We start from the raw sequence: 16,883 nt of genomic DNA, 5'->3' as shown, positions 1-16,883 counted from the left end.
AGTTACATGACTACTTCTAAAGAATTTTCGATTTGCTTTGCTGCATCGATCAAGTATTTAGAAAAAGTAGTAACTGTATCCTTCTCTTTTCTAAAAACAGGGAAAGTAATAGAGATGCCAGCAAGAATACGGCCATTCGATGATAAAATTGGTACCGATACATTTACGGCTCCTTTGTACACTTCACTTTCTGAATGTGCAAAGCCATCTGTTTTAATCTTCTCTAAATCCTTTTTTAATTCATCAATATCTGTGAACCCATCCGCAATAGCTCTTTGAAAAACTTGTTCTTGCTGGGGTGGTTCCATGAATGCCAGCATAACTTTCTTAGATGCACCGCGATACAGAGATCGGCTTGTCCCCACAGGAGTTGAGAATTTGATTTCTTGTGGACTTTCAAGTGATGTAATACAAATCCCGTTTAAAGTAAGCGGATTGACGACATACATGCTCACGGTTTCTTGAGTTTTTTCAGCCACTTGTTCTAGAAATGGAAGAGCTAATTGTTGAAGACTAAAATGAGGGTCAGCACTCAGGCCTAATTTATATGCGTTAAATCCTAATCTGTATTTTCCGCTGTTTACATTTTTCTCTAGATAACCGCTTTCGACTAAAGTATTCACTAGTCGAAAGGTGACGGTTGAGGAAATGTCTAAGTGTTTAGCAATTTCTTTAACGCTGTATTCTGCATCTTTTCCCTGAAAGTAATCTAGCACTAATAATCCTCTTCGTAGAGTTTGGGAGGTTGATTTATCTACCATTTAGATACCTGCCTTCATTATGGTTTATATATCGGATTATAAATCCGATAATCGGTTTAAGTATAAATCTTTATGTAGATTTTGTAAAGCAAAATGGTCAACAAAGGAGTGAGATGATGAATTCTGACCATCCATTTTGGAATCATATCGGGCTTACCGAAGTTTTTAAAAAAGACGGACTTTCTAAAATAGAGTTAGAGGTTACAGGGTTGCTTACTCAAAGACATGGTACGGTACATGGCGGAGTACTGGCCACTATGGTAGATGCTGCTGTAGGAACGTCTATACGCTCCCTATTACCCGAGAAAAAAGCAGCAGTCACAGTAGAAATGAAAGTAAATTATTTGCGTCCGTCTACGGGTTCTAAATTAATAGGTGAAGGAAGAATAATAAATAAAGGGCAATCAATTATTGTAGGAGAGGCTCAAATTAAAAATGAAGACGGGAAAGTAGTCGCTCACGGAACGGCCACTTATATGATTGTTAAATAAATTAGGTGGGTTGCCCATGAATAAATATTTTTTATACTTAATTGCTGCGATCTTTGTCCTATTGCCTATATCTGCTGTTCGTCCAATGACTTCTTTATTTGCAGATTCACTCGGAGCATCGGTAACTGAAATAGGTATACTCACTGCCTGTTATTCTTTAACACCTTTACTGCTTTCCGTAAATATAGGACGATTAGTCGATTTGATTGGTGAGAGAATCCCCATACTGCTTGGAGCTTCAGGGCTTATTCTGGCACTTGTAATCCCTTATTTTTTTCCGAATTTAACTACTCTTTATGCCTCTCAATTATTACTCGGAGGTTCTCAGTTTCTAACATTAGTAGCTCTCCAGAATGGGTTAACAAAATCAGTTTCTTCTCAAAAAAGGGACAGCGCGATCGCAACCTTTAGTCTATTTGTTTCAAGTGGTATGATGTTAGGCCCACTAATAGGCGGTTACTCTTCAGAACATATAGGATTTAAAGCTTCCTATCTTCTTTTTTTCATTATAACAATTGGACTGATAATTGTTGGAATATTCATTAAATCAACCGTGAATTCCAAGGAAATAACAAAAAAAGAACGCAGAGTGAAAGATGTTATCACTATCCCGGGAATGAAAAATATTTTTTTAATCAGTATGTTAAATTTAGCTGTTTTAGATATCTTTTATGTTTTCTTTCCTCTATATGCTAACTCGATAGGAATCAGTCCTTCTGAAATTGGTTGGATTCTAACGATTCAATCATTTGCAAGTATAATAACTAGATTATATCTCCCCATGCTAGTCCACCATTATGGAAAAGTTAAAGTTTTACGCTTCTTTATGTTTTTAGGAGCAATTGCCTACGGTTCTATGTCTTTTATAACGGGATTTATAAGTATTGCTGCTGTATCAGCCATTTTTGGCATTGGTCTTGGCATTGTACAGCCGCTTACCATTATGATAACTGTGTACTTAGCACCTGAAGAAAGAATGGGAGAATCTTTAGCAATAAGAATTGCTGGGAATAGGCTATCGCAAACAATAACCCCTTTATTCATTTCTGGTATCTCTGCAATTATGGGGCTAGGTTATATATTTATATTTAGTGCATTGCCATTAACGCTATGTGCCATTATGAGTAAGAAGATAAATGCTGAATAATTATAAAATACTTGTGAGTTATTATATGGAAGTGAAATAAAATATATAAATCAATACAATATTTGTCTAAGCTATTCCTTACACTCTGTATATTAATCAGAGAGAATATTTTATGTTAGAAGAGAACCTTATTAGTCATTTTTTTGTTGCTTAAGTTGAGAGGCTAAACTTCAACTTAAATCATCCGACTCATTCTAGTCTTTTTTACGATCGGGGGGCGATAGCTGAAGATCGCATCCTAAATTTTTAGCTTCTCCTTTATTCAAGAACCGGGTTATTCTTGAGAATAATTTCTTATTAAAAAACGGTCACGTGGTCACACATTTGACCACGTAATGGTAAATTGGCAATAAAATTCATAGGACGAAAACTTGTTTACATTTGGTTGGTATCACTCAAAGTACAGTGTAATTAAAAGTGATTAAATGCAATTAAAAGGAGTACCTTAGACGAATCACGTGGAGTGTGTCTCGCAACTCATTAGAAGAAAAGGCAACTAACCCTCTGAGTGTTGCCTTTTTTATGTTTCTTTGAATGATTAGCATTGTAATACTTTAGAATAATGATCCATATTCATTATGTAATAGAGGGTTTTGTACTGAAAATATTTAATGGTAAAATTGTCTTAGGTACTAGACTGGGTAATGCATAAACAAATATAGGAGGAATAATATGGCGTACAGAAATGTTCATGAAGTAGAAGTTAAACACAGTGGTTTAAACAAATACCGAGTGATAAGAGGTTCGGATCGATATGTAGTAGAGCAGAAGGCACGAGCTCAAAGAAATCAATGGGCAGATATGTGGGAAAAAAAGCAAGAAGCAGAGGCTAAAAAAGCTGAGCGAGAAAAGATGGCACAAGAAAAAGAAGAGAAAAAAATGTTTGCTTTGCAACAAACAGAGGAAGCTGAAGAAGAACTTAAAAAGATAGAAGAAACTCTGCTCTACACTTTGAGTGTTGATGACAAAATAGACTGGGAAAATTTAAAGGATAAAGGGGAATTTGATAAACCTCAACCTACATCTCCTACAGAATTAAATTCCCCTCCAAGACCTAATAAAAACAATGAAAAATTTCAACCTCAATTAGGGCTTTTAGATAAAATATTTCCTAGTATGAAAGAGAAAAAAGAAAAAGCTATGGAAGAGGACTATGAAAAAGCATTGAGTGAATGGGAAACCGAAAAGAATGAGGCGAAAGAAAAAAATAATGAGAATAAAACGAATTATAAAAAGAAACTAAAGGAGTGGGAAGAAGGAAAAGTATTATTTGAAACTTCCCGTGATGAAAAGAATGAAGCGATTGAAAAGCAAAAAGAAAATTATTTAAATAAGAAACCTACAGCTATCATTGATTATTGTGATATGGTGTTATCAAATTCGGTTTATCCTGATGAATTTCCACAAGAATTTGATATAGATTATAATCCTGAAACTAAAATAATGATAGTTGATTATTCATTGCCTTCACCTGAAGATGTACCTACGTTGAAAGAAGTAAAATACATTCAATCCAGAAATGAATTTAAAGATGTTCACTTATCTGAAGCGGCTCGAAAAAAGCTATACGATGGCTTGTTGTATAATATGACTCTGAGATCTCTACACGAATTATTCGAAGCAGATGTAATAGACGCTTTGGATGCAATTGTTTTTAATGGATGGGTAAATTCCGTTGATAAAGCAACGGGGCAAGCAGTTAATGCTTGTATTTTATCTGTTCAGGCTAGTAAAGAAGAATTCTTGGAAATAAATTTAGAACAAGTGAATCCCAAAATGTGCTTTAAAAAGCTAAAAGGAATAGGAAGCAGTAAGCTACATAGTTTATCTCCGGTGGCTCCAATAATAAAGATAGACAGAGAAGATCCTAGATTTGTTTCTTCTTACGAAGTGGCCGGGGGCATTGATGAGAGTGAGAATATAGCGGCTATGGATTGGCAGGACTTTGAAAATCTGATTCGTGAGTTGTTTGAAAAGGAATTTAACCAAGCTGGAGGAGAAGTGAAAATTACCAGGGCCAGTAAAGATGGTGGAGTCGATGCAGTTGCTTTCGACCCTGACCCATTGAGAGGTGGAAAAATGGTAATACAAGCGAAGAGATATACTAATGTAGTTGGAGTTTCTGCTGTTCGTGATTTGTATGGAACAGTTATGAACGAAGGTGCTACAAAGGGTATTTTAGTTTCTACAGCCGATTATGGCCCGGATGCTTATTCATTTGCTAAAGATAAGCCATTGACTTTATTAAATGGTAATAATTTGTTGCATTTATTAGAAAGGCATGGACATAAAGCAAAAATAGATTTAAAAGAGGCGAAACAGGAACTCAAAGAAAAAGAGATGGACAAAAAATAAATTACTATTACAAAGGTGCAGAGCAATTAAACCATTGCTCTGCATTTTTGTGGTTGAAGTAGTCTCTAACTACTCGAAATGATGCAAGCAGAACTAGGACTGAGTATGGGACGTGAGTAGAAAAGTCATAGATGAAGTAATATTTTTAGGTTTTCAAAATAAAAAAGCACCTTACCCAATGCCTTAGAAGCCAAACAACCCGCTTCAAGCATCCAGGTAAGGTGCTTTTATTTATTATGCCTGTTGAGACACTGTCAAATCACTAGATTGTTTAAGATCAAAACGATCCGCATTCATCACTTTCACCCATGCATTCACGAAGTCACGCACAAATTTTTCTCTGTTATCTTCTTGTGCATATACTTCAGCAAGAGCACGAAGGACAGAGTTTGAACCGAATACGAGATCCACACGTGTAGCTGTGCGGACGAGTTCGCCAGTTTGGCGGTCGCGTCCTTCGTAAAGGTTGTAGTCTGACGGCTTCCATTCAATGCCCATATCAAGCAGATTGACGAAGAAGTCGTTCGTAAGTTCGCCGGCACGGTCTGTGAATACACCGTGGTCAGTACCGCCGTGGTTTGTTCCAAGCGCACGCATGCCGCCGATCAGGACAGTCATTTCCGGTGCGGAGAGGCCGAGCAGCTGAGCTTTGTCTACTAATAGTTCCTCGGGGCTCAGTGTGTAGGCTTTCTTCTCGTAGTTTCGGAAACCATCTGCCATTGGCTCAAATACTTCAAAGCTTTCAACATCTGTTTCCGCTTGTGTGGCATCGCCGCGTCCTGGTGCGAATGGAACGGTAATGTCAACACCTGCGTCTTTGGCAGCTTTTTCTACGGCTGCGCTTCCGCCGAGGACAATTAAATCAGCAATGCTGACTTTCTTATCTAGCTGGTTTTGGATGTCTTCGTAAACAGCAAGTACTTTTTCAAGCTGTTCAGGCTCGTTCACTTCCCAATTCTTCTGAGGAGCCAGGCGGATACGGGCGCCATTCGCACCACCGCGCATGTCGGAGCCGCGGTACGTACTTGCGGAAGCCCATGCTGTTGTGACGAGTTCGCTGACAGATAATCCTGTATTAAGAATCTTTGCTTTCAGCTCTGAGATTTCAGCATCTGATAATTCATAGTCTGCTTCAGGGATTGGATCCTGCCAGATGAGATCTTCTTCTGGAACTTCAGGTCCGAGGTATCTTGATTTAGGCCCCATGTCACGGTGAAGCAGCTTAAACCATGCTCGCGCGAAGGCATCTGCGAATTCATCCGGGTTTTCATGGTAGTGTCGTGAAATTTTTTCATAATCCGGGTCCATACGTAATGCCATATCGGCAGTTGTCATAAACGTTGGAACACGGACAGAAGAGTCTTCTGCGTCCGGTGCAAGGTCTTCTTCTTTAGGGTTTACCGGGGCCCATTGGTTGGCGCCTGCAGCGCTCTTTGTAAGTTCCCATTCGTAGCCAAATAATAAATCGTAATATCCGTTATCCCATACAGTCGGGTTGGCTGTCCATGCACCATCTACACCGCTCGTGATCGTGTCACGGCCTTTACCGCTTCCGTGCGTGCTCTGCCAGCCTAATCCCTGCTCTTCGATATCAGCGGCTTCTGGTGACGCGCTGACTTTTTCAGGGTCTCCGGCACCGTGAGCTTTACCGAATGTGTGACCGCCGGCGATTAAGGCAACTGTTTCTTCATCATTCATTCCCATACGGGCAAATGTTTCGCGAATGTCCTGTGCACTTGCCAGCGGATCCGGATTTCCGTTTGGCCCTTCAGGGTTTACGTAAATCAGACCCATCTGTACGGCGGCAAGCGGATTTTCCAGCTCGCGGTCGCCTGAGTAACGGTTATCTCCTAGCCATTCTTTTTCAGTTCCCCAGTAGACGTCTTCTTCAGGATGCCAGACGTCTTTACGTCCTCCGGCAAAACCGAATGTTTTCAATCCCATCGATTCAAGCGCGACATTTCCTGTCAGTACAAGTAAGTCAGCCCAGGAAATTTTGTTTCCGTACTTCTGTTTAATCGGCCATAGCAGACGCCGTGCTTTATCCAGGTTGGCGTTATCCGGCCAGCTGTTTAGAGGGGCGAAACGCTGTGTACCGGTTGCTCCGCCGCCGCGGCCGTCCCCCGTACGGTACGTACCGGCAGCGTGCCATGACATCCGGATAAAGAGTGGGCCGTAGTGACCGTAGTCAGCAGGCCACCAGTCCTGGCTGTCTGTCATTAGTTCGCGTAGGTCCTGCTTTAATTCGTAATAGTCCAGTTTTTTAAATTCCTCTTCATAATCAAAGTCTTCCCCCATAGGGTTCGTCTTTTTATCGTGCTGATGTAAAATATGCAGGTTCAGTTGATTGGGCCACCAATCTTTATTGGTCGTACCAACTTTTGAGGTGGTAATTGCATTCTCTTCTTCAGTTTTTCCGTGTGATACAGGGCATTTTCCAGCCTGGCTTTCATGCATTTCATTCTTGTCCATATTTCATTCCCCTTTCTTTATGTGGAAAATAATTATAATCTCTATCAAATTATAATTATAATAAACTAGCGGATGAATTGAAAGCAAGATACTCAAATTCTTGAAATTATTTTCAATTAGGCAGTTGAGAAAGTGATTGACTCACCCTAAGCTTTGAGAAGTATGAAAGTTATTGTGACGGAAGTAATGGTTGTCTACCCATTATTTTAACAAATTTACTGAATTTATAGTAGATTTTATCGGTTTTAAAGAATAGTTTTCCAAAGTGATGCAGGAAGTTGCTTTGAAGCGGGAGGGGAGAGGATGATCGTAGTTAAATCTATGGAGTCGCTAGACTAGTTATCCCAAAGTGGGTTTCATTACCTAAAGATATTAGGAGTAAACTAATTAATTATGTTTTTTGTTCAAAATGCAGGGGTGTATCCACTATTAGAGATTTCATCATTGAAGATCACTCACCCGGTATCATTCTCCGGGGAGAGCAGCCAGAGTGTTGAGCTGGAGGAGTGAGGAGCCGGATTTTTCTCTCTGGTCAGTAAAGAAGCAGAAGCTGATAGAATAAATTCTTCTATCAGCTTCTGCTTTATTAAAAATCATTCACCAAACGCTTCAGGCAGCATTTTAAATCCGTCAATTTCAGCGTCTTCTTCAATTTCAATCATGATGCAGCGCTTCCCTTTATAATTAACCTGCCTTACATATTCCAGGTCCTGCGGGCTGATGGAAATGTTGGCGATCTTTGTATTAATTTTAATAGATTTTGATTTATATTTCGGCACTATGCTGCTTGCTTTCAGCTCATACCCTTCGTCATCTGTCACTCTTTGAAAAGCGGTTTTTATTTTTTCCGATTCTACGTTCTCGCCGCTTTGTGACAGAACTCGCTCGACGTCCTTATAATCGAGCCTCGGTGCTTCATCCTCTTCATTTTCTTCTACGACACGATTGATTTCTCCGTATACGTTAGCGAGCGTGGAAGGATTGAGCTGGTCGCCTACGACATCCCTGATGACTTCCTCAAAGACGGTTTTGTCTTCCTTTGCAGTCATGATTTCTTCTCCATTTAATACGTCTTCAATGAAACGATAGTCAGGCTCATTCGCTTTTCCTGAGGCATAAAGAACATGGTTTACGTCTGAAGCTCCATCGGTAATAGTAGGGAAAAGAAATCCTGTCATCGGGTTCTTTAGGTCAATAACTGGATCTACTTCGATCTTGTATTTAAATTCTTTTTCCACATAATCGAACTGGATTTCTTTTTTCGGCTCCTCTGTTTTGTTGATGCTGCACAGAATAAAGGGGTTAGAGTAGACGGCGTCCCGTTCACTTACCTCCGCTTCATCATTGCGGTTTTTCATCGGCTTTAAGTATTCGGCGCGAATGAACGTAATGACGACGTCCTTTTCGTACGGATGGTCTTTAATCATTTTCTCTGTCATCTGCAGCATTTGTTCCTTCCAGTCCTCGACCTCGCTGCTTAACAACCCTTTATGTAAAATAAATTGACTGCTGTTCTCGACGTCACGCTGAAATTTCAGTTCAAATAATTTTTCATCCAGCTGCCCTGACAGTGTTTTCTTGAAATTATTCATGAAAAGTTCCTGCTGATCAGTATCGAGCATTTCGAACGGCTGGCTCTGGTGATGGTAGATGTCGGTTGTTTCCTTCATTATATAGACGTTGAAAATATCACGGATCTTCAATAGATCATTATCGACTTTGAGCTGTCGGCGGATGCCGGCTATATCTTTTTTATCCATTCATTGTCCACTCCTAAACTTTCCTCGCTGTTCTCTGGAGGAGGTGTTTCTATTTTATCATATGGTCTATTTTACATCCTTCCGTTAAGATGTAAACGATCCATGGATTGGACTTTTGCTAGATAACAGGATCAAATGCGCATCAAGATCCTTTTACAGCGTATTGCTGCGGTATTACCTGCTCATTCCGTATAAAGGTTAATTGTGGTAAGGTTGAAGGAGATTTCAACGTTGCGGGGTATTTTATATGCAGAAAGTAAAAAAAGTTTTCCTAATTATCTCAGGCTGTGTGTCATTAGGGATTGGCATCCTCGGCATCGTCCTGCCTTTAGTTCCTACAACACCCTTACTCCTTTTAGCTGCTGCGTGCTTTTTCCGCAGCTCGGACCGCATGTATTGGTGGCTGCTGGAGAATAAATATTTTGGCCATTACATTAAGAACTACCGGGAACATCGTGGGATCCCTCTTAAAGCCAAGATCGTAGGGGTTACGGTTTTATGGATTTCGATTCTCTATTCTGCGTTGTTTGTCGTTCCTTTATTTTTTGTGAAAGTTATTATGATAGGGCTTGCGGTATATTTTACCTGGTTTATGTTATCTTTAAACACCATCAAGTGAGTAACTATTGTGAAAAGATAAAAAAGCAGTGACGCTTGGTCACTGCTTTCAGTTTGTTGAGAAACCTTTCAGAATAAGAAATTATCGCGGGGGGGATCGTTCTCGATTTATGGGCATTTATCGCCGTTTATGGGTCATTTCAAGAATTTACGGGCGATAATTTCAACTTATGGGCAAATAGACAAATTTATGGGCATTTGCGGAAAGTGAACTGTCGTGACCGAGGAGACTTTCCGTCTGCCCCTCTTAAAAGCGGCGCTTTTTCCTATTTTTCTAGATTCTACCAAGTGTACATCCATCCAGGCTTTTTCAACAGTCTAAAAGGCCACGCTCCTTGGGGTTTCTTTAAGATAGAAAAAGACTCTCCTTCACCTAGATCACCCTTGCTAGATGAAGGAGAGTCTTTTTGATAGGCAGCTGTCATCAGCGCCTGTTCCTTCACTTTCTATATAGATTCTTATCCTCAAGATAACAAAAGATCGTGGTGAAAAATGAAAGAAATCAGAAAAAATCAGGCTGCCTTGACTTTCTCGACAGCCTGAGCAGTGACCGCGAACGTGGTCACTGCTTTTTCTTTTAAATAATCAATCTGAATTATAATCTTCAATCTGCTTCTGAATTCTACGGTGACGCTTGCGTTCTTCCTCAAGCCTCGCTTCTTTGTAATCTTCCCGTATAGACTTGAGTAACGATAGACAGGAGATAAACAGAACAATGGAGAATGGCAGTGCTCCGATCAGCGATGCCGTCTGCAGCCCTTCTAAACCTGCACTTAATATGAGGATCACGGCTAAGGCAGCAATTAAAGAACCCCATACAACCTTAACGACGCCAGCTGGGTTTGTATCCCCGTTTGAGCTCATCATGCCCAGTACGAATGTAGCCGAGTCAGCTGAAGTTACTAAGAAAGTAAACAACAGGCAGATTGATAGGACTGACAGAATGGGACCTAATGGCAGATTATCCAGCATACTAAACAAAGCGGTAGCTTCGTCTTCTGCAACGGCTCCGGCAATGTCCGTACCATGGAAAAGATCGAGGTTGATCGCTGTTCCTCCGAATATACCGATCCAGATAATACCGATGAATGGCGGTGCGACCATAACGCCGAGCACGAATTCCCGGACCGTACGGCCTTTTGAAATACGGGCTACGAACATACCGACAAATGGTGCCCAGGCAATCGTCCAGGCCCAGTAATAAACCGGCCAGTCCTGTACCCATGTGCCGTCTGTGTATTGGTCAAGTCTTAAGCTGGCCTGGAAGAAGTTCTGCAGATAATCTCCTATTCCCATTGTAATCGTATCAAGTATAAATCCTGTTGGACCTATAATCAGTACAGCAATCATTAAGAATAAGGCAATTCCCAGGTTGGCATTACTTAAGTATTTAATCCCCCGGTCAAGACCTGAGAGGGTGGATAACATGAAGAAAACAAACATAACTATTACAATAGCGATTTGAGTAGCGCCGCCGGAAGGAGCGTTAAATACACTGCCAAGTCCGCTGTTGATTTGAAGAACACTTAAACCAAGCGTGGTCGCAACCCCCATAACGGTGGCAATGATGGCAATGATATCTACAGTGTTTCGAAGCGGTTTCTTCCCTGTGCTTCCTATGACCGAGTTCATCGTATCACTGATCAAGCTGCGTTCGTCCTGACGATAAATAAAGTAGGATAAGGCAAGACCGACGAATGTAAAGGAGGCCCACTGGTGAATCCCGTTGTTAAAGAACGCATTCCACATAGCTACTCGGGCGGCATCAGCCGACTCAGGTTCCACGTTTCCGTCAAATGGAGGCGGTGTGCCGAAATGAGTCATCGGCTCAGCAACTCCCCAGAAAACAATACTTACACCAAACCCACAGCTGAACAGCATGGCGATCCAGGTGAACAGAGGGTATTTTGGTTTGACGTCGTCTCCGCCCAAGCGGATTTTTCCGTATTTACTAAATGCTAAGTAAAAATTGAAAAGAATTAAAAATAGCACAAACACTAAGTAGAACCATCCAAAGGTGTTCGCGATAAAACCATAAATGTTTTCAGCTTGTGAGGCCAGGGCGCCGGGCGCTAACCCACCCCATAAAGCGAATACAAAAATGATAAGAAAAGAAATCCAAAAAACCCTATTCATGAATTTCCCTTTGGGTTTATTTGTATCCATGACAAGTCTCCTTTAAGTATTGAAATTTAGTTTATTCAGTTTTATATTGTCCGGATTCATATCTCCTTGTTTAGGAATATCAGCCCCAATCATTTAGAGTATTATGCTAGTACCCATACCCTATTTTAAGTAGATTCATGTCAGGAATTTTAAATTCGTACGGCTGGGTGTTTGCTAGTATACTAGAGAATTTGCTCTGAGTGAACAGTAACTACATATATTATCCTTCCCCTCCAATCCAAGTGTATACAACAGTGATTAAATCAGAGCCTGTCTATCGGGAATAGTTATTCATGTTAACTTTCTTGACGTTAAATAAAAAAACAAGCCAAACCTTCTAATTTTATAAACATTATTTAGGTATAAGTTCCTCAATAAATATTACTAATGTTAACTTTCTTAACATAAATAGTTACAAGATAGGACTCTCTGTGATATATTTAATTTAATATTCAAACATTTCAAACGCATGTAACCCACATAAAATAAAGTCGTTGGAGGTTCAGGATGAAAAAGCAGAGACTTGTAGTTATAGGGAATGGGATGGCAGCCATAAGATTTGTACGCAACCTGTTAAAGGAAGACCCGGACTTTTATAACGTTGTAATGTTTGGCAGTGAACCTCATACAAGCTACAGCAGAATTATGCTTTCGTCAGTTTTGCAGGGGGATACTACCGTCGACGATATTACCATTCAACCCTGCAGCTGGTATGAAGAGAATAATATTCAGCTTTTCACAGGGGAAACTGTCCTTACCATCGACAAGGATGATAAGAAGCTGGTCACCGATAAAAGCAGGGAGGTTACGTTTGATAAATTGGTGATTGCTACGGGATCTTCTCCGTTTATTCTGCCGATTGCAGGAAATGACAAAGAAGGAGTTATTGCCTTTAGGACGATTAAAGACTGTGAACGGATGATGGAAACAGCGGAGAAGTTTTCAAAGGCAGTTGTCATTGGAGGGGGACTACTGGGTTTAGAAGCAGCAAGAGGATTAGTAAACCTGGGGATGAAAACAGATGTTGTACATATCTCCAAATATATTATGGAACGGCAGCTGGATAAACAAGCTTCTTTAATGCTTCAGGAGCAGCTCGAAGAACAAGGAATGAATTTTCTGCTGAAGAAAGTAACCGAAGAAATCATAGGGGAAGACAGGGTAAAGGCTGTCCGTTTTAAAGACGGCACGACGATTGAAGCCGACTTAGTCGTTATGGCGGCCGGGGTTAGACCTAACATTAAATTAGCCGAAGAGAGCGGGATTCAAACGGGCCGGGGCATTATCGTCAATGACCATCTGCAGACAAGTGAGCAGGATATATACGCTGTTGGTGAATGTGTTGAGCATAATGGCAATGTGTATGGATTAGTTCAGCCTTTATATGAACAGGCGGAAGTGTTGGCGAAGCATTTATGTCGGAAAAGTACCGGCGGATACAAAGGATCTCTGTTGTATACACAGTTGAAGATATCAGGCGTGCATTTATTTTCAGCTGGTGAAATCCAACCAGGTTCAGAAACAAAAGCGATTCATTATTACAATGAAGTGGATTCCATATATAAGAAGATCGTATTTCAAGGAAACAAAGCTGTCGGCACTGTAATGTTTGGTGATACAAGAGCCGGACCTGCGGTGTTGGACACCATCGTCAAACAAAAGCCGTTGTCATCGAAGGATAAATCGTTATTGCTGGAAAGTCCAGATCCACAACAATCACCGGCTGCTTCTTACTCTTTAGAAAAGCACATTTGTTCCTGCAATAGTGTGAGTAAAGGAACAATTATTCAGGCGGTCCAACAAAGGGGGTTAACGACTGTACCCCAGGTGAGAGAGTGTACTAAAGCTGCAAGCTCGTGCGGCGGGTGTAAGCCGCTGGTTTCGGATTTACTTGATTATATAAAAAGTGATGGTTTTGATGAAGGGGTGATTGATGAGCCGACGCTTTGTAGCTGCACGGGCTTGACAGAGGACGAGCTTGTAGAGCAAATACAAATTCAAAATTTATCAAGTGCTGAGGAAGTGATGGTTCGGCTGGGGTGGTTGAATCTGACTGGCTGCTCTACCTGCAGGCTTGCCCTGGATTACTATTTAGGAATGATTCATCCAGAATACAGCACAGACCGCAAAGAGGATGTATTTATAAATGATTACATGAATGCGAAGGCTCAGCAGGATGGCAGCTATGCTGTGGTTCCTCAATTGTATGGAGGAGAAGTGACGATTGAACAGCTCAAAAATATAACACAAACAGCAGAGAAATTTAATATCTCCAATATGGCGGTGGCCAGCGACCAAAGAATTCATTTGCTTGGTATAAATAAACAAGATTTACGTTCTGTCTGGAACATGCTTGACATGCCGCTTCGTGCTCCTTATGGAAATCGGGTGGAACCAGTAAAAACAAATATCGGAAATCATGATTGTCAATGTCATAAACAATCTGCCCTTAATATTGCCCGGGCAATTGAAAAAAAGACAGAGCTGCTGCAGACACCCTACCGCTTAAAGATCGGAATTTCTTCGTGTATCCATAATGGTGCCGGTTCTACTACGAAAGATATAGGTGCCATAAAGGTGGACGGAAGCTGGGAGATGTATATAGGTGGAAGCAGCGGTCGAAATGCTAGGAAAGGCCAGCTTTTGTGTATAGCGGAGGACGATATACAGCTGGAACGAATGATTCTAGGATGCCTGCAATACTACCGCAAGTCTGCCCGGTATTTAGAGAGGACGTGGCAGTGGATGGACAGGCTCTCCCTTATTCACATTCGAGAGGCATTATTTAACGAAGAGCTGTGTGAGGAGCTCATACGAACATTGAGTGAAGATGCTGCCATTAAGAAGGAACATTTAATCAAAGCTTAAATGAAAGTTCAATACTATCAATATATAAACAAAGGATGAGTCGGCTTGACTGAATTAATGTTGAAGTATTTCCGCAGTAAACAGCAGGATGTCCAGTCAGAGAAAGTCTTCGATTCTCAGTGTCCTTTTTGCAGCATGCAGTGCAAAATGCAGCTCATTGAGCAAAAGGTCGTTTCCCGTACGACTTATAAAACCATTGGCAGGGACAATCCTACGACCCAGGGCAGGTTGTGTGTAAAAGGCATGAATGCTCATCAGCACACTCTCCATAGAGACCGGCTCATGTACCCGTTACTTAAAAAGAATGGAGAATTTGTCCCTGTCAGCTGGAGTGAAGCAATGAGAGTCATTCGTAATCGATTTAACGAGATTCAAGAGAATGATGGTCGTGATGCTTTATCCGTTTACGGGAGTGGTTCACTTACGAATGAAGAAGCCTATCTATTAGGGAAGTTTGCCAGAATCGGCTTGAAGACGAAACATATTGATTACAATGGCAGGCTGTGTATGGCTTCAGCAGCCACCGGGGCTAATCAAAGTTTTGGAGTGGATCGGGGACTTACTAATTCTTTGCAGGAAGTACCGCATACAAAGTGTATTATCCTCGCAGGAACAAATATAGCAGAATGTCAGCCAACGATCATGCCATATTTTGAACAGGCGAAAGAAAATGGAGCATATATTATTGCCATAGATCCGAGAGAAACAGCAACCACAGCTGTTGCTGACCTGCACTTGAAAAATAAACCGGGATCAGACTTAGCTTTAGCCCGCGCTCTACTAAAAATCATTGTGGAAGAAAACTTAGTTGATAAAACTTTTATTTCTGAACGAGTGAATGGGTTTGAAGAGGCGGCTCATGAGGCCTGCTCGTTAGATTTAGAAAAATATGCGAACGTAACAGGCGTTTCTGAGAATCAGTTGTATCAGACAGCTCTTACCTTTGGGCAAGAAGAGTCAGGAATGATATTTACTGCTAGAGGTATTGAACAGCAAATTGACGGAACAGCGGCTGTTAGAAGCTTCATTAACCTCTTGCTTGCTACCGGTAAAATAGGCAGGCCTTACTCAGGCTACGGAGCTATTACCGGACAGGGAAATGGACAAGGGGGAAGAGAGCACGGACAGAAGGCTGATCAGCTCCCGGGGTATCGTTCCATTGAAAATGAAGACGATCGTGCTCACGTTGCGGAAGTATGGGGAGTTGAAGCAGATCAGATTCCTCGAAAAGGCGTTTCTGCCTATGAAATGTTTGAAGAGATGGAGCGAGGCACGATTAAAGGAATGCTCGTCATGTGTTCAAACCCGGTCGTCTCAAATCCGAATGCCAATTTTGTGAAAAAGGCTCTTACTAACCTTAATTTTCTCGTTGCAGTTGATATGTTTCTATCAGAAACAGCCCAGCTTGCAGACCTGGTTTTACCGTCCTCTTCTTACCTCGAGGACCCGGGAACGATGACAAATGTGGAGGGGAGAGTGACGTTAAGAGAAGCAAGCCGGCCGCTGCCCGGGGAAGTGAAGCATGATTGGCAGATTATTAGTGAAATCGCAGCTGTAATGGGAGAAGGGGAGAAGTTCAGCTATGAATCTTCTGAAGACATATTTAATGAATTGCGGTGGGCCACTCGAGGCGCAAGGGCCGATTACTACGGAATAACTTATGAGAAGATCAAGAGAAATCAGGGGATACTTTGGCCGTGTCCGGACTTAGAACACGAAGGGACACAGCGGTTGTTTGAGAATGGATTTGCTCATGAAGGTGGAAAAGCTGAAATGGTCTTCACCGGGGGCATCTTAGGAACTCAAAAGGAAAGTATAACCGATGAATTCCCACTCTTCTTAACTACCGGAAGAGTAATGTCGCATTACTTAACAGGGGAACAGACGAGGAAAAGCCCTTCGCTGGCAGCGCGGCATATTGAATCCTTTATGGAAATCCACCCGAGTACCGGGGAGAAATTTAAATTGAAAGCAAATATGCTCGTACGAGTAACTTCGGCATTTGGAAGTATTGTCGTCCGCAGTAAGTATTCAGAGCAGATACGAAAGGATACAGTATTTGTCCCCTTTCACTGGGGCGGGGAACAAAATGTGAATCGTCTCGTAGCAGATGAATTAGATCCTGACTGCCGGATGCCGGGCTTTAAGCTGGCAGCGGTCAATGTGGAACCTGCGCATAATCAAGCAGAAGCATTACTGAAAAGCTAGGTGCCAGGAATTTTGGAGAATAATTATTTGGAGGGAT

General features: G+C 41.4%; 10 protein-coding genes. 6 read left to right on the top strand and 4 right to left on the bottom strand.

Translation table 11 applies throughout. The annotated features are described in order from the left end of the window. Positions 1 to 2: 2 nt before the first annotated feature. The gene (locus LF822_RS15460) at positions 3 to 761 is read right to left on the bottom strand and encodes an IclR family transcriptional regulator (RefSeq protein ID WP_253924989.1); all 759 of its coding nucleotides are present in this window, start codon (positions 759 to 761) and stop codon (positions 3 to 5) included. Positions 762 to 877: 116 nt separating this feature from the next. Here LF822_RS15460 and LF822_RS15455 point away from each other — a divergent pair, with 116 nt between their 5' ends. The 3 genes from LF822_RS15455 (at position 878) to LF822_RS15445 (ending at position 4,754) form a co-directional block, all read left to right on the top strand. After that, positions 878 to 1,252 carry a PaaI family thioesterase gene (locus LF822_RS15455; protein WP_253924988.1) on the top strand — a complete coding sequence of 125 codons (375 nt, stop codon included), beginning with the start codon at positions 878 to 880 and terminating at the stop codon, positions 1,250 to 1,252. Positions 1,253 to 1,268: 16 nt separating this feature from the next. Then, positions 1,269 to 2,399, top strand: a complete 1,131-nt coding sequence (locus tag LF822_RS15450; protein WP_253924987.1) for an MFS transporter — start codon at positions 1,269 to 1,271, stop codon at positions 2,397 to 2,399. A gap of 672 nt (positions 2,400 to 3,071) precedes the next feature. After that, the gene (locus LF822_RS15445) at positions 3,072 to 4,754 is read left to right on the top strand and encodes a restriction endonuclease (protein ID WP_253924986.1); all 1,683 of its coding nucleotides are present in this window, start codon (positions 3,072 to 3,074) and stop codon (positions 4,752 to 4,754) included. A 234-nt stretch (positions 4,755 to 4,988) separates the two neighbouring features. Here the strand turns inward: LF822_RS15445 and katG are convergent, their stop codons facing one another. Next, the gene (gene katG / locus LF822_RS15440) at positions 4,989 to 7,226 is read right to left on the bottom strand and encodes a catalase/peroxidase HPI (protein WP_253924985.1); all 2,238 of its coding nucleotides are present in this window, start codon (positions 7,224 to 7,226) and stop codon (positions 4,989 to 4,991) included. Between the two features lie 593 nt (positions 7,227 to 7,819). Then, complete coding sequence (locus LF822_RS15435; protein ID WP_253924984.1) at positions 7,820 to 8,986, bottom strand: DUF4317 domain-containing protein; 1,167 nt, start codon at positions 8,984 to 8,986, stop codon at positions 7,820 to 7,822. 247 nt (positions 8,987 to 9,233) lie between these two features. On the opposite strand from LF822_RS15435, the gene LF822_RS15430 reads away from it, so the two are divergent. Next, entirely contained in the window at positions 9,234 to 9,605 is a 372-nt protein-coding gene (locus tag LF822_RS15430) for a YbaN family protein (RefSeq protein ID WP_253924983.1), read from the top strand. Positions 9,606 to 10,189: 584 nt separating this feature from the next. On the opposite strand, the gene LF822_RS15425 is transcribed toward LF822_RS15430, so the two are convergent. Beyond that, the gene (locus tag LF822_RS15425; protein WP_253924982.1) at positions 10,190 to 11,770 is read right to left on the bottom strand and encodes a BCCT family transporter; all 1,581 of its coding nucleotides are present in this window, start codon (positions 11,768 to 11,770) and stop codon (positions 10,190 to 10,192) included. Positions 11,771 to 12,277: 507 nt separating this feature from the next. Between LF822_RS15425 and nirB the strand changes: the two genes are divergently transcribed. Both nirB and nasC read left to right on the top strand, forming a co-directional pair. After that, positions 12,278 to 14,638: a nitrite reductase large subunit NirB gene (nirB, locus tag LF822_RS15420; RefSeq protein ID WP_253924981.1), complete on the top strand. Its 2,361-nt coding sequence runs from the start codon at positions 12,278 to 12,280 to the stop codon at positions 14,636 to 14,638. A gap of 45 nt (positions 14,639 to 14,683) precedes the next feature. Next, entirely contained in the window at positions 14,684 to 16,846 is a 2,163-nt protein-coding gene (gene nasC, locus LF822_RS15415; protein ID WP_253924980.1) for an assimilatory nitrate reductase catalytic subunit NasC, read from the top strand. The last annotated feature ends 37 nt before the right edge of the window (positions 16,847 to 16,883 follow it).

Source organism: Halobacillus sp. A5, assembly GCF_024189315.1.
Taxonomy (GTDB): Bacteria; Bacillota; Bacilli; order Bacillales; family Halobacillaceae; genus Halobacillus_A.
Note: the sequence above shows the minus strand (reverse complement) of the source record. Positions and strands in the feature narration are given on the sequence as shown.